Source organism: Duganella fentianensis (assembly GCF_009857835.1).
In the GTDB taxonomy this organism is placed as follows: Bacteria; Pseudomonadota; Gammaproteobacteria; order Burkholderiales; family Burkholderiaceae_D; genus Rugamonas; species Rugamonas fentianensis.
Genome location: NZ_WWCL01000001.1, coordinates 1503393 through 1517152 on the forward strand (window position 1 = coordinate 1503393; position 13760 = coordinate 1517152).

Here is a 13760-nt window from a genome sequence, read left to right on the forward strand (position 1 = left end):
TGTACCTGCCGGTCGCGCCGATAAAGAGAACATAGCAAGAGCCGATGAGCAATTTAAAGATTTACAACACGCTAGCGCGTGACAAGCAGACTTTCGTACCGATAGAAGCTGGCAAAGTCCGCATGTATGTATGCGGTATGACCATCTATGATTACTGCCACATCGGCCATGCGCGCATGATGATGGCGTTCGACGTGATGTACCGCTGGCTGATGGCTTCCGGCTACGAGGTGACTTACGCCCGCAACATCACCGATATCGATGACAAGATCATCAAGCGCGCCGTGGAAAACGGCGAAACCATTTCCCAGCTGACCACCCGCTTCACCCAGTACATGGATGAAGATACCCAGGCGCTGGGCATATTGCCGCCCACGCTGGTGCCGCGCGCGACCCAGTATGTGCCGCAGATGCTGGCGCTGATCGAAAAACTCGAGTCCAAGAATCTGGCCTATCAGGGCGAAGACGGCGATGTGAACTATGCCGTGCGTAACTTCCACAATTATGGCCGTCTGTCCGGCAAATCGCTGGACGATCTGCGCGCCGGCGAGCGCGTGGACGTGAATACGGGCAAGCGTGATCCGCTCGACTTCGTGCTGTGGAAAGCTTCGAAAGAATCCGAACCGGAAGAAGTGAAGTGGGATTCCAAGTGGGGCAAGGGCCGTCCGGGCTGGCACATCGAGTGCTCGGCCATGTGCTCGGCGCTGCTCGGCGAACACTTCGACATCCACGGCGGCGGTGCCGATCTGCAGTTCCCGCACCATGAGAACGAGATCGCCCAGTCGGAAGGCGCGTTTGGCCGTCCGCCCGTCAACTACTGGGTGCACAATGGCTTTGTGCGCGTGGATAACGAGAAAATGTCCAAATCGCTGGGCAATTTCTTCACCATCCGCGATGTGCTGAAAAAATACGATGCCGAAGTGGTGCGTTTCTTCATTCTGCGCGCCCACTACCGCAGCCCGCTCAATTACTCGGACGCTCACCTCGACGATGCGCGCGGCGCACTGACCCGTTTGTACACGGCGCTGGACGGCGTGGCTGATGATGGCTCGGCGCTGGACTGGCAGGGCGAGCAGGCCCGCCGCTTCGCCGAAGCGATGGACGATGATTTCAATACGCCGCTAGCCGTGGCGGCCCTGTTCGAACTCGCAAGCGAGCTGAACAAGTCGAAATCGCCGCGTGTGGCGGCCCAGCTCAAAGCGCTGGCAGGTGTGCTGGGTCTGCTGCAACGCAGCCCGCAAGCCTTCCTGCAGGCTTCGGTAGGCGAGGTGGACGGCGCGGGTGATGCAGCGATTGCTGATGCGATCGCCCAGCGTGCCGCGGCCAAGAAGGCACGCAATTTCGCCGAGTCCGACCGGATTCGCGCCGAACTGCTGGCCGCTGGCATCATCCTCGAAGACAAGCCTGACGGCACGACCAACTGGCGCCGCGCATAATGGTCACGGCCAAGGATAACGGGGGCGCAGGCCCGGTCACGGCGGTACCGCCGTACTGGGAGCAGGCCAAAATCGAGCTCATGAAGCGTGATCGCATCATGAAAAAGCTGATTCCGCAATTTGGCGACCTGTATCTGGTCGGCCATAGCGACCCGTTTACGACCCTGGCCCGTTCCGTAGTAGGACAGCAGGTGACGGCCAAGGTGGCCGAGGCTGCCTGGGCCAAGCTATTGCTGCTGAGCCCGAAATGCACGCCAGCCCAGATCATCAAGGCGGGTGCCGAGCAGGTAGCCGCTTGCGGTTTGTCCAAGCGCAAGACCGAGTACATCCTTGATCTGGCCGACCACTTCAAAAACAAGCGTGTTCATACTGCCCAGTGGGACCAGATGGACGACGAAGCGGTGATTGCGGAACTCACGCAAATCCGTGGCATCGGCCGCTGGACGGCCGAGATGTTTTTGATTTTTAACCTGCTGCGGCCTAATGTTCTGCCCTTGGACGACCCCGGTCTGATTCAGGGCATCAGCCAGAATTACTTCTCCGGCGAGCCGGTTTCGCGCAGCGATGCACGCGAAGTTTCGGCCAACTGGGAGCCCTGGCGTACGGTGGCGACATGGTATTTATGGCGTAGTCTCGATCCGCTTGCTGTAGAATAGATACTCTAATCGCTGAGCGTGGTCCTGCTAGACTCTAATATGCAGTCTGCAAGGCCCCACGGCGGAGAATAAACACGGAGGTACAATGACCAAAACGACTTTCCTCAACTTTGAGCAACCGATCGCCGAACTTGATGGCAAAATCGAAGAACTGCGTTTCGTTCAGGACGATTCGGCTGTCGACATCTCTGAGGAGATCGACCGTCTGGCCAAAAAGAGCCAGCAACTGACCAAAGATATCTACGCCAAGCTGACCCCCTGGCAGGTCGCGCAGATCGCGCGCCATCCGCAGCGTCCATACACCATGGACTATGTGAACGAAATCTTCACCGACTTCCACGAACTGCATGGCGACCGTACCTATGCGGACGACCTGTCCGTGGTCGGTGGTCTGGCCCGTTTCAACGGTCAGGCCTGTATGGTCATCGGCCACCAGAAGGGCCGCGACACCAAAGAACGCGCCATGCGCAACTTCGGCATGCCTAAGCCTGAGGGCTACCGCAAGGCCATGCGCCTGATGAAGCTGGCTGAAAAATTCGGCATTCCCATTTTCACCTTCGTCGACACCCCTGGTGCATTCCCCGGCATCGACGCGGAAGAGCGCGGCCAGTCGGAAGCCATCGGCCACAATCTGTACGTGATGGCCGAACTGAAAGTGCCACTGATCGCCACCATCATCGGTGAAGGCGGTTCCGGCGGCGCACTGGCGATTGCCGTGGGCGATGCCGTGCTGATGCTGCAATATGCGACCTACTCGGTGATTTCGCCGGAAGGCTGTGCCTCGATTCTTTGGAAGACTTCGGAACGTGCAGCCGATGCGGCCGAAGCACTGGGCCTGACGGCGCACCGTCTGAAAGCCATGGGCCTGATCGACAAGATCGTCAACGAGCCACTGGGTGGGGCACACCGCGATCCGAAACAGATGGCCACGCTGCTCAAGCGCGCGCTGGCTGATTCGCTGCGTCAGTTCCACGGTATGAAGACCAAGGACCTGCTGGAAGCCCGTCACGAGAAGCTGATGAGCTACGGTAAGTTCAAAGAGACCACGCCGCAGGAATAAGCGGGCGCGGCATCAACAAGAGTCGGGGGCGCTGCCCCCGATTTGCATTTTTGGAGCAGGCATTGAAGAAGCAACAGATTCCTACCCTGAGCAGCATCTTCGCTCAGGCTACCAGCGCCGCACTGGCGCGCGTACAGGCTGACGAAGGCGCCAGCAGCACGGCGCATGCGGCGCAAGGCGGCGCGCTGGGAAGCGCTTTGGCTAGTCCGCGTATGGCGGTCGCGCTCAGCGGCGGACTGGATTCGTCCGCCTTGCTGCAGCTGGCGCACGGCTATGCGCGCGAGCATGGCATAGAACTGTTTGCGTTCCACATCCACCATGGCCTGAGCCCGAATGCGGATCACTGGCTGGCCCATTGCGAGCAAGCCTGCGCTGCGCTGGGCGTGATGTTTGAAGCTCAGCGCGTGCAATTGACGGAGCAGGGCAAGACCGGCACCGAAGCGGCGGCGCGCAAGGTGCGCTACGCAGCTTTGGGCGGCCTGTGCGCGCGCCACGAAGTGCGTTTGCTGCTGACCGCCCACCACCTCGACGATCAGGCCGAAACCGTGCTGCTGCAGCTGCTGCGCGGTTCCGGCACAGCCGGCCTGTCCGGCATGGATGCAGCCAATGCGGCGCCGGAACTGCTGGCCAATCCGGCACTGGTAATGGCGCGCCCACTGCTGCCCGTCTCGCGCAAGCAGCTAGATGCTTATGTGGCAGCGCAGCAGATCAGCCATATTCACGACGAATCGAATGACGATGCGCGCTTCGCCCGCAATGCCCTGCGCCACAAGGTGATGCCGGCGCTGGATGCGGCCTTCCCCGGTTTTCAGGAGCGCTTTGCGCGCAGCGCCCAGCACGCCCAGTCGGCCCAGCGCCTGCTGACCGAACTGGCCGAGCAGGATCTGGCCCAGTGCCTCGATGGCGACAGCCTCGATGTGGCCAGGCTGCGCAGTCTGAGTGCCGACCGCTGCGCCAATCTGCTGCGCCACTGGTTCAAGGTGCGGCAGTTGCGCATGCCTAGCTCGGCGTGGCTGAGCGAAATGCTGACCCAGTTGCTGGAGGCCCGTTACGATGCCCAGTTGCTGGTGACCCATCCGGACTGCCATGTGCGCCGTCATCGCGACCGCTTATATCTGACGCCCAAGCTGGCAGCACTGGCAGGAGAGCGGGAAGATCAATTCGACCAGTCGCCCGGTACGGAATTTGTATGGAAAGGCGAGGCGGAACTGGCGTTTCCTGCCTATGGCGGAGTGCTGCATTTCGAGCGGGCAGAGCAGGGGCTGGACCCGCAGTGGCTGCAGGGCCAGACGCTGGTGATCGAATTCCGCCGCGGCGGTGAACGCCTCAAACTGGCCGACAACCGGCCCACGCGCGGCATCAAATACCATTATCAGGCGCTGAACATCCCCGCATGGGAGCGTGGCCGCCTGCCCGTTGTGAGCACGCCGCAACAGTTGCTGTTCGCGGCGGGCATAGGCATGGACTGCAATAAGTTGACTACAGGCACTGACCGTATCCGTCTGCGCTGGCAAGCAGTATAGACAATTGTCTGTTTCTGCCGAATTTTGTATGTAGATATGCTTATTCGGTATGACTTTATCTGTTTTTTGACTTGTTATTTTGCAGTGCGGCATGTAGAGTTTAGGGTTCCATTTACCTTTATTTGAGCGGAAAAACTCACTGTTATGGCTTTAATCGTGCACAAATACGGCGGTACGTCGATGGGTTCGACGGACCGTATCAAGAACGTGGCGCGGCGTGTCGCCAAGTGGCATGACGCAGGTCACCGCATTGTTGTGGTGCCTTCGGCTATGTCCGGCGAAACGAATCGCCTGATCGCGCTGGCGAAAGAAATTCAAGAGCAGCCTGACCCACGTGAACTCGACATGATCGCCTCGACCGGCGAACAGGTGTCGGTGGGCCTGCTGTCGATGGCCCTGCTGGCTATCGGCAAGAAGGCGGTGTCCTACGCCGGCTGGCAAGTTGCGATTAAAACCGATTCCGCTTTCACTAAAGCCCGTATTCAATCGATCGACAACGAGAAGGTGAACCGTGATCTGGACGATGGCAAGATCGTCATCATCACCGGCTTCCAGGGCGTAGACGAAGGTGGCAACATCTCGACGCTGGGTCGCGGTGGTTCGGATACTTCGGCGGTGGCGATTGCCGCTGCCATGAAGGCCGACGAGTGCCTGATCTTCACCGACGTCGACGGCGTCTACACCACCGATCCGCGCGTGGTTTCGGAAGCGCGCCGCCTGAAGGCGATTACCTTCGAAGAGATGCTGGAACTGGCGTCGCTGGGCTCGAAAGTCCTGCAGACCCGTTCGGTGGAATTCGCCGGTAACTATCGCGTGCCGACCCGCGTGCTGTCGTCACTGACCGACCCTATGCTGGACATCAATGTCGAAGCTAACTCGGGTACCCTGATTTCGTTTGAGGAAGATACAAACATGGAACAAGCAGTCATCTCCGGTATCGCGTTTAACCGCGATGAGGCCAAAATCACCGTGCTGGGCGTACCGGACCGTCCGGGCGTGGCCTACCACATTCTGGGCCCGGTGGCCGATGCCAATATCGAAGTCGACATGATCATACAGAATCAGTCGGTCGACGGTAAAACCGATTTCACCTTCACCGTCTCGCGCAACGACTACCAGCGCGCTGTGGACGTACTGAACAGCACCAAGGCCGAACTGGGCGCAGCCAGCATCACCGGCGACGCCAAAGTGTCGAAGATCTCGGTGGTGGGCGTGGGCATGCGTAGCCACGTCGGCGTGGCATCGCAGATGTTCCGTACTCTGTCGGAAGAGGGCATCAACATCATGATGATCTCGACTTCGGAGATCAAGATCTCGGTGCTGATCGACGAGAAGTACATGGAACTGGCTGTGCGCGCACTGCACAAAGCCTTCGAACTGGAAAAAGCATAATTTTTTCAAAAAAATCGCCGAGTAGCCTTGACCAAACCCAGTGCGGTCTATACTATGGCGGTCGTCTGCTGTAGCGCAGTTAGCAAGGCAGACATAGTTGAGTAATCGACTAGGAGACGTGGCCGAGTGGCCGAAGGCACTTCCCTGCTAAGGAAGCATACGGGCAAAACCTGTATCGTGGGTTCGAATCCCACCGTCTCCGCCAGGAAACTTTGTTAAAGAGAATCTTTAACAATCAAAAAAGCCCGCTAGCTATGAAGCTGCGGGCTTTTTTGTTTTGGTTCGGAAAATTTGTGTCGCCAATAGGTATCCCGAATTCTCCCTTTCCAGATGATGTCTCCTTATGAGGGATAGGCCTAGCAAACACTTTTGAGGGGCAATTTGAGGGTCGCGGGCTCATGTAGTTTATCTGGCCTTGTAGGACCGAATTAAGTCCGTCAGGATATCGAAAGCCCAATTGTGCAAGACGTCCTTTTACTTGCGCTAAAATGGCCGTGACAATTCCCAACGCTGTGAACAAAGCCATGCGACCATCCACCGCACTTGAACTGCACCGAATCGCTGTACGCCAATCCGCAAGCCGCTTCCGTACGGTAAATCCGCGCGTATTCGGATCGGTACTGCACGGCACGGATATGGATGGCAGTGACCTGGATTTACTGGTAGACGCTTTGCCCGGTGTGACCTTGTTTGATCTGGGCGGATTGCAGGACGAGCTGGAATCCTTGTTGGGTATTCAGGTTGATCTGCTGACGCCAGCTGACTTGCCCGCCAAATTCCGTGACAGCGTGCTCGCTGAAGCATTGCCGGTATGAGCGAAAATAGGCTTTATGACTATTTGGAACACATGTGGGATGCAGCATCCGATGCCTGTAGTTTTGTTGACTGCATGAGTAAAGATGGGTTTCTGGCCGATAAGCGGACGCAGCAGGCTGTCATTATAAGCGTCATCATAACGAGTGAAGCAGCGACCAAGGTTATGGATGGTTTTGTTGAATTTTCACTAGCGCATCCGTAAATACCATGGTGTGCTACGCGGGGGATGCGTAACCGGATAGCCCACGGCTATTCCGACATCAATCTGGATGTGGTGTGGGATACCGTGCAATTGGCGTTGCCGTAGCTCTTAAAGCAATTACAGGCATTTCATCAGGCTAACCGGCAAGGTGATGACACTGGTGACAATTTAGTTTGCGGCTGCATGTAAAATTCATGGTGATTCAAGATGTGTCTGGCCTGCAAAACCGTCCATTCCATGAACACATGGATCAAAGAAGGACGGCGTACTCAAATTGTCGCGCAAATGGGTGGCTTGGTTCGTCTTAGAACGAGAAGCGCATGCCGAGGTCGTATTCGCGATTACCTGAGCCGAAGCGGGTGGTGGTAAAGTTGGTGTTACTTAGGTAGGCAAAGGAGGCGTATAAGGCGGTACGTTTGCTGAGCGCGTACGAATATGCGCCGGCGTACTGGTGCGCACGATATTTATGGCTAGTGGCGCGATCGTTCTTATCGATATACGTGGCCATCAGTGTATGTTTGCCTAGCGGAATAGTTAGCGCGGCGATGCTGTCGCGGCTATCGATGCTGCCGATACCGTGATTGATGGCGTAGCCGAGGCCGGCAATCACTGGGCCGAAGTTGTATTTCGCGATCATCAGCGTATTGTGCGCGCTGTCTGTAGCGGTGGCATTGTTAGTCTGGTTGTAGCCTATGCGAGCAGTAAAATCGCCGCGGCTGTATGTCAGGCTACCGCCGAGTTGGCGCGATGCAGCTGCATTACCGGCGACTTCACCGGCGCCATAGGCCAGTTGTGTGGTCCAGCCTTGCATCTCTTCGGAGATAAACATGACGGTGTTGTTCTGACGTGCGCCCGCTTTGGCACCCGACATCAGCTGACCTGCGGCGCCAGCATACTGGTTGGCCATGGGGTCGATCGTGGTCAGGGTCTGATAGATAGGCACGTACACCCGTCCCATATACAAAGCACCGATATCCTTTTGACGCAGCCCCACGTAGCCCTGACGACCAAACAGCAGTCCGCCCTGATCCATGCCGCCGGTATCGACCAGCATACCGCTTTCGAGCAGGAAGAAGGCTGATGTGCCGCCGCCGAGATCTTCCTCACCTTTGAAGCCGAGCCGGCTGCCATTCGAGACGCCGCTCTCCAGTTTTGTGATACGGCCTTTAGGACCGCCACTTTCGAGCACAATAGCGCTGTCGATCAGTCCATAGATCTGGACATTTGATTGCGCGTGTGCTGCGCCGTGACTCGCCACCATCGCGACGGCGGCGGTCAGTAAGGTGGGGAGTCGGTGCTGCTTGGCTGGTGGTGCGTCATGGTAGTCGGACGTACTGGGCTGGTTGAGGGAATGCATGAATGTCTCCTTGTCTGTTATGTATAGTCGAGCGACGCCAACGTGGCTAAGTGCGTCAGCCACGGTGAGCTTGGGTAAATCGGGATGTTGTGCCGCTGACAGGGCGGCGTTTAGGCCACCCTGTATTCTGCGTACGCCAGTGCAATCAGGCGGCGCTGGCCTGACGCACCTCGGCGGCCACGGCTGCGCTGAAGGCACGCGTCCCCATGTTGCCGCCAAGGTCGGCGGTACGGGTGGCCGGATTGCGCAGCACGTTATCGACGGCGGCTTCAATCGCATCGCCTGCCCGCTGCAGGGCCGGACGCTGGTGATGTTCGCCCAGCCAGCGCAGCAGCATGCCGGCCGACAGGATCATCGAGGTCGGGTTGGCCTTGTCCAGCCCTTGAATGTCCGGTGCCGAGCCGTGCTGGGCCTGAGCGCAGCACTGACGGTCGCCGGCCATGATGGAACCGGCCAGTCCGAGGCTACCCGAGAGTTCGCTGGCCAGATCGCTGAGGATATCGCCATAGAAATTGGTGGTGACCAGTACATCGAAGCGCTCCGGCGTGCGCACCAGATGGGCGGTCGATGCGTCTACCAACAGCTCGTCATAGGCCACTTGTGGGAACTCTTTAGCCACCTGACGTACGGCTTGCAGGAACAGGCCATCCGTCATGTAGAAGCTGTTGGCCTTGTGGATGGCCGTCACTTTGCTGCGGCGTTTGAGTGCCAGTTCGAACGAGCGGCGGGCGATGCGTTCGCTGCAGTGGCGGCTGATCTTGCGTACCGACAGTGCCAGATCCGGCGTCGGCATCATTTCGCCCCATCCCAGATGCATGTTGCGGTCCGGGTAGAAGCCTTCTGTCGCTTCGCGCATGATGACGAGATCCATGCTCTTGCCAGCCTTGAGGTTGGAGTCAAGGAAGCTGCGGGTACGAGCCGGACGCACGTTGGCGTATAGGTCGAGTTTGCCGCGGAAGGCCGCCGATACATTGATGCCGCCCGCTTCCGGACGAGGGTAGTCGGCGTGCGAAATAGTGCCCAGCACGATGCCGTCATAGCCGCGCGCACGTTCTAGCACATCGTCGCGCAGTGTGGTGCCATGCTGCTGCAAGCTGGCGAAGCCGATATCTTCCTGATCGAAATTCAGGCCCAGATCGAAAGCCTGATTGGCGGCGTGCAGGACTTCCACTGCACCGGTGGTGATTTCCGGGCCGATACCGTCGCCGGGGAGTACGAGAATACGCATGATGGGGTTCCAGTAGTTGGTTATTTCGGGTGATGTTCGAGCGCAATCGGGCGGGTCTCGCCACTATCGCGCAGGGTACGGGTGGCTTGCGGCGAAGCGTAAGTCCAAAGAATCTTCATAGGTTTGCTATCCGAGATATTGCGGAAGCGGTGCACCACATTCGGCGGGATGAAAGTCGTGTCGAGTACCTGTAAGGGATAGTGCTGGTCATCGATGTCCATGATAGCTTCGCCTTCCAGCAGTACCACGCTTTCCTCGCAGTTATGACTGTGGAAAGGGATCGCCGTGCCGGGATCGAATTCCGTGATGCCGGAAATGAAGGTGGTAGCGCCCAGTGCTGGCGATACCAGCGAAACGGTGCGGGCACCGCCACCACGGTCATGCTGTGGCAGTTCGCCAGGACGCAGCAGTTTGGCATCCGACGGGGTGGTAATGGGATACATGTATGCTCCTCAGGTGTTCAGCGGGCCGGCCCGACCCAGATGGTTTTGGTATTGGTAAATTCACGGGCACCGGCCGCACCCAGTTCGCGCCCATAGCCCGATTGCTTGATACCGCCAAACGGCAGGCGGGCATCCGATGCCACCAGCCCGTTGATGAACACGGCGCCGGCTTCGATTTGGCGTGCGAGTCGATGGGCGCGTGCGATGTCGCCGCTCCACAGTGCTGCGCCGAGACCGAATTCAGTAGCATTGGCGAGTGCGATAGCCTGCTCGGCATCCTGAACGCGGATCACGGCAGCGACCGGACCAAAGGTTTCTTCGCTCGCTACCGCCATCTGCGGCGTCACGTGATCGAGGATGGTAGGCGGGTAGAAGCAGCCGGCGCCAAACACTGGTGCACCACCGGTCAGCACGCTTGCACCGGCAGCAACAGAACGCTCGACCTGGCTGTGCAGATCGCTAACCAGACTAGGGCGTGCCAGCGGACCGATCGTGGTCTGCGGTAGCAGCGGATCGCCCATTACCAGTTCGCGTGTGGCCGCAGTAAACGCGGCAACGAAGGCATCGGCCACGCTGGCTTCAACGATGAAGCGCTTGGACGAGATGCAGCTTTGCCCGGTGTTGCCGAAGCGTGCTTTGACGGCCGTTTTGGCCGCGGTGGTGATATCCGCATCGGCTAACACGATGAAGGGATCGGAACCGCCCAGTTCGAGTACTTGCTTCTTCAGTACCCCACCGGCCTGGGCCGCAACCAGTTTGCCCACGGCGGTGGAACCGGTCAGTGTCACCGCAGCGATGCGCTCATCCTCGATAACAGCTTTAACGCGACCGGCATCGATCAGCAGTACGCCGACCAGACCGGCAGGAACGCCGGCATCGAGCATCAATTGCTGCAAGGCCAGTGCACACTGGGGCACATTGTTGGCATGTTTGAGGATGGCACCATTGCCGGCCACCAGTGCCGGAGCCAAGAAGCGGATAAACTGCCAGAACGGGTAGTTCCACGGCATGATGGCCAGCACCACGCCTAGCGGATCATAGGCGATATAGCTGTCACTGGCATTGCTGCTGACGGGCGTGTTGGCCAGATAGGCTGGTCCATGCTGGGCGTAATGATCACAGGTCCAGGCGCATTTCTCGATTTCGCCCTGGGCCTCGGCCAGTGGCTTACCCATTTCCAGCGTGATGAGGCGCGCATATTGCTCGCGTCGCTCGCGCAGCAGGCGAGCAATGGCTGGCAGAATGGCGGCGCGACTTGCAATGTCGCGGCAGGCCCACTGGCGCTGGGCTTGCGCGGCGGCGTTTAGTGTCAGCTCGACGTGCGCGTCACTGTGCTCGTCATAACGGGCCAGTTCAGCGCCTGTGGCAGGGTTGGTAGAACAGATCATAGTGGGCTTTCGTGAATAATCGTAGTGAAGGATGATCAGATGGCGAAGCCGAAGAGGGCCGCCGGGTTGTGGATCAGGATGGCGTCGCGCTGGGCGCCTTGGCGGGCCCATTGCGACAGCAAGCTCAGCGTGCGCGTCGCATCTTCGGCGCGGAAGGCTTCAATCCGCGCAAGGTTGCCATCACGCTGGGCCGAGCTACCGGTATGCGGCCAGTCCGAACCCCATAGCAGGCGATGCGGGGCCGCATTGATCAAGGTGCCAGCCAGCTCGGCCACAGATGCGTAATCAGGACCATCTCTGGCCACACGGTAGGGGGCCGACAGCTTGATGTACACGTTGCCGCTGGCCAGTAAATCCAGTAGCACGGGTAAGGTGCTGGCGCGGCTGGCAGGATTGCTCTTCATTCCGCCGAAATGGTCGAGAATGACGCGGCAGGGTAGGGTGGCCAGCATAGGCGCTAATGCTGCGACGGTTGCGCCGTCCGCGTATAGCTGGATCAACCAGCCGAGAGGCGCGACTTTTTCTGCAGTCTGGCGCAAGGCCGCACTGATGCTGACGGCATCAGCCGATCCGGCTTCGACATTGAGCCTGACGCCACGTACGCCTTGCTGATGCAAATTCTCAAGCTGTAGTGGCGTAGTGCTGTCGGCATCGATCACGGCAATGGCGCGGGCCTGGGCGCAGCCCAGCTGTTGCAGTGCGTCCAGCAGGCAGCGATTATCCGTACCGTAAGGGCTGGGCTGGATCAGCACGACCCGTGCCATGCCCAGCTTGTGCAGGTGCTGCCGGAGCTCCCTGACGCTGGCTGTCGCGGGAGTGTAGCTGCGCGGCAGTACGTAGGGAAAACGGGCGGGGTCGAACACGTGCACGTGGCTGTCGCAGGCTAGTGTCATATTTGTTACGTGGTTCATCTTGAGTTCCGTGAAATCGCTTGGTGAATTACTCTTTTTTTACCAGCAGCCAGAGCGTCGAACTGAGTGTGGCAGACAGTACAAGAATGCCGGCCATAGCCCAGATGCCGTAATTGAACGAGCCGGTCGCTTCCTTGAGCACTCCCACCATGTACGGACCAGCGAAGCCGCCCATAGTGCCGATTGAGTTGATGAAAGCCAGTCCGCCAGCAGCGGCCGCCCCGGTCAGGAAACCGGTCGGTATGGTCCAGAAGATGGCACGCGCTGAACTGATGGCAATCACGGCGATACTGATGCCGGTCATTTCCAGTGCAAAGGAACTGGTCTGGGTGGAGGCGAACAGGCCGATGGCGCCTAGCAGGCAGGCCAGCAACAGATTGCCTATCTTGCGGCCGGAGCGATCCACTACGCGGGCCCAGAGCAGCATGCCGAAGATGGCGCCGATGTAGGGGATGGTCGAGAGAAAACCAACTTCTACGGTGGAGAAACCGCGTCCTTTGAGGATCAGCGGCAGCCAGATGCCGATGCCGTAGGAACCCAGTACGAAGCCGAACTGGATGGCAGCCAGCAGCAAGACCCGGCCATCGGTGAGTGCGGCCCATACTGCCTTGCGAGGTTTGTCACGCGGCTCTTCTTCCAGCATGGCGATCAGTTCGCGTCGCTCGTCGTCGCTGAGCCAGTGTGCCTGCTGTGGCGTATCGCGCAGATAGATCAACACGACGATGCCGATCAATGCGGCAGGCAGACCCTGGATGAGGAACATCCATTGCCAGCCGGTGAGGTTGAGGATGCCGTTCATCTGCAGCAGATAGGCTGACATCGGGCCACCAATGACGGACGACAGCGGTACCCCCAGCATGAACAGGGCAAGTACCCGGGTGCGGTAGGCCGCAGGGAACCAGCAAGCCAGCAGATAGGTTACGCCGGGGAAGAAGCCGGCTTCGGCCACCCCTAACAGAAAGCGCAGAATGTAGAACGAGGTCGGTCCCTGCACCAGCGCGGTGGCGGCAGCAGCGATGCCCCAGCTGATCATGATGCGGGCTAGCCAGCGGCGGGCACCATAGCGATACAGTGCCATATTGCTGGGGATTTCGAAGAAACAGTAGCCAGCAAATAAAACGCCGGCACCCCAGCCAAATTCGGTCGCGGTCAGCCCCAGATCCTTGTTCATGGTGATGGCGGCGAAGCCGACGCTGGTGCGGTCTATGTAATTGAAGATGAATGCCAGGATGAGCAGCGGCAGCAGGCGCCAGGCGTTCTTGCGAATGGCACTGCGGCGCACTGCCTCCTTGTCATAAGTGGGCAGCGTCTGCGCTGCCATAGGGGGATTCAGGTGCATCGTGAATTC

Annotated in this window: 12 protein-coding genes, 1 tRNA gene and 1 pseudogene; 8 read left to right on the plus strand and 6 right to left on the minus strand. The window is 59.0% G+C overall.

All coding sequences use genetic code 11. The annotated features are described in order from the left end of the window. Positions 1-44: 44 nt before the first annotated feature. From cysS to GTP23_RS06610, 8 genes and pseudogenes are all read left to right on the plus strand, one after another. Entirely contained in the window at positions 45-1436 is a 1392-nt protein-coding gene (gene cysS, locus GTP23_RS06575; protein ID WP_161034346.1) for a cysteine--tRNA ligase, read from the plus strand. After that, positions 1436-2092 carry a DNA-3-methyladenine glycosylase family protein gene (locus tag GTP23_RS06580; protein ID WP_161034347.1) on the plus strand — a complete coding sequence of 219 codons (657 nt, stop codon included), beginning with the start codon at positions 1436-1438 and terminating at the stop codon, positions 2090-2092. Before cysS ends, GTP23_RS06580 begins: the two co-directional genes overlap by 1 nt. An 85-nt stretch (positions 2093-2177) precedes the next feature. Then, positions 2178-3152: an acetyl-CoA carboxylase carboxyltransferase subunit alpha gene (locus GTP23_RS06585; RefSeq protein ID WP_155433718.1), complete on the plus strand. Its 975-nt coding sequence runs from the start codon at positions 2178-2180 to the stop codon at positions 3150-3152. A 62-nt stretch (positions 3153-3214) separates the two neighbouring features. Then, positions 3215-4675, plus strand: coding sequence for a tRNA lysidine(34) synthetase TilS (gene tilS, locus GTP23_RS06590; protein WP_161034348.1), 1461 nt, complete (start codon positions 3215-3217; stop codon positions 4673-4675). A 144-nt stretch (positions 4676-4819) separates the two neighbouring features. After that, a complete protein-coding gene (locus tag GTP23_RS06595) occupies positions 4820-6067 on the plus strand; it encodes an aspartate kinase (protein WP_155433720.1) in 1248 nt (415 codons plus the stop codon). A 112-nt stretch (positions 6068-6179) separates the two neighbouring features. Continuing rightward, positions 6180-6272: transfer RNA gene (locus GTP23_RS06600), tRNA-Ser, on the plus strand. 319 nt (positions 6273-6591) lie between these two features. Further along, on the plus strand, positions 6592-6882 hold the full coding sequence (locus GTP23_RS06605) for a nucleotidyltransferase family protein (protein ID WP_161034349.1): 291 nt from the start codon (positions 6592-6594) through the stop codon (positions 6880-6882). A gap of 32 nt (positions 6883-6914) precedes the next feature. Beyond that, a pseudogene (locus tag GTP23_RS06610) lies at positions 6915-7190 on the plus strand (HepT-like ribonuclease domain-containing protein). Between the two features lie 199 nt (positions 7191-7389). Here GTP23_RS06610 and GTP23_RS06615 read toward each other — a convergent pair. From GTP23_RS06615 to GTP23_RS06640, 6 genes are all read right to left on the minus strand, one after another. Then, a complete protein-coding gene (locus tag GTP23_RS06615; RefSeq protein ID WP_161034350.1) occupies positions 7390-8442 on the minus strand; it encodes a porin in 1053 nt (350 codons plus the stop codon). A 145-nt stretch (positions 8443-8587) separates the two neighbouring features. Next, positions 8588-9670 carry an isocitrate/isopropylmalate dehydrogenase family protein gene (locus tag GTP23_RS06620; RefSeq protein ID WP_161034351.1) on the minus strand — a complete coding sequence of 361 codons (1083 nt, stop codon included), beginning with the start codon at positions 9668-9670 and terminating at the stop codon, positions 8588-8590. Between the two features lie 20 nt (positions 9671-9690). Then, positions 9691-10113, minus strand: a complete 423-nt coding sequence (locus tag GTP23_RS06625) for a cupin domain-containing protein (protein ID WP_161034352.1) — start codon at positions 10111-10113, stop codon at positions 9691-9693. A 17-nt stretch (positions 10114-10130) separates the two neighbouring features. Continuing rightward, complete coding sequence (locus tag GTP23_RS06630) at positions 10131-11501, minus strand: NAD-dependent succinate-semialdehyde dehydrogenase (protein WP_161034353.1); 1371 nt, start codon at positions 11499-11501, stop codon at positions 10131-10133. A 35-nt stretch (positions 11502-11536) separates the two neighbouring features. Then, the gene (locus GTP23_RS06635; RefSeq protein ID WP_161034354.1) at positions 11537-12412 is read right to left on the minus strand and encodes an amidohydrolase family protein; all 876 of its coding nucleotides are present in this window, start codon (positions 12410-12412) and stop codon (positions 11537-11539) included. A 28-nt stretch (positions 12413-12440) separates the two neighbouring features. After that, a complete protein-coding gene (locus GTP23_RS06640) occupies positions 12441-13751 on the minus strand; it encodes an MFS transporter (protein WP_155433727.1) in 1311 nt (436 codons plus the stop codon). Positions 13752-13760 lie beyond the last annotated feature (9 nt).

Excerpts from the sequence above, each read along its gene's own strand:
- GTP23_RS06630 (WP_161034353.1), bottom strand. The coding sequence starts at position 11,501 with ATGATCTGTTCTACCAACCCTGCCACAGGCGCTGAACTGGCCCGTTAT.
- GTP23_RS06595 (WP_155433720.1), top strand. The coding sequence starts at position 4,820 with ATGGCTTTAATCGTGCACAAATACGGCGGTACGTCGATGGGTTCGACG.
- GTP23_RS06620 (WP_161034351.1), bottom strand. The coding sequence starts at position 9,670 with ATGCGTATTCTCGTACTCCCCGGCGACGGTATCGGCCCGGAAATCACC.
- GTP23_RS06635 (WP_161034354.1), bottom strand. The coding sequence starts at position 12,412 with ATGAACCACGTAACAAATATGACACTAGCCTGCGACAGCCACGTGCAC.
- GTP23_RS06625 (WP_161034352.1), bottom strand. The coding sequence starts at position 10,113 with ATGTATCCCATTACCACCCCGTCGGATGCCAAACTGCTGCGTCCTGGC.
- GTP23_RS06615 (WP_161034350.1), bottom strand. The coding sequence starts at position 8,442 with ATGCATTCCCTCAACCAGCCCAGTACGTCCGACTACCATGACGCACCA.
- GTP23_RS06585 (WP_155433718.1), top strand. The coding sequence starts at position 2,178 with ATGACCAAAACGACTTTCCTCAACTTTGAGCAACCGATCGCCGAACTT.
- GTP23_RS06605 (WP_161034349.1), top strand. The coding sequence starts at position 6,592 with ATGCGACCATCCACCGCACTTGAACTGCACCGAATCGCTGTACGCCAA.
- cysS (WP_161034346.1), top strand. The coding sequence starts at position 45 with ATGAGCAATTTAAAGATTTACAACACGCTAGCGCGTGACAAGCAGACT.
- GTP23_RS06640 (WP_155433727.1), bottom strand. The coding sequence starts at position 13,751 with ATGCACCTGAATCCCCCTATGGCAGCGCAGACGCTGCCCACTTATGAC.
- GTP23_RS06580 (WP_161034347.1), top strand. The coding sequence starts at position 1,436 with ATGGTCACGGCCAAGGATAACGGGGGCGCAGGCCCGGTCACGGCGGTA.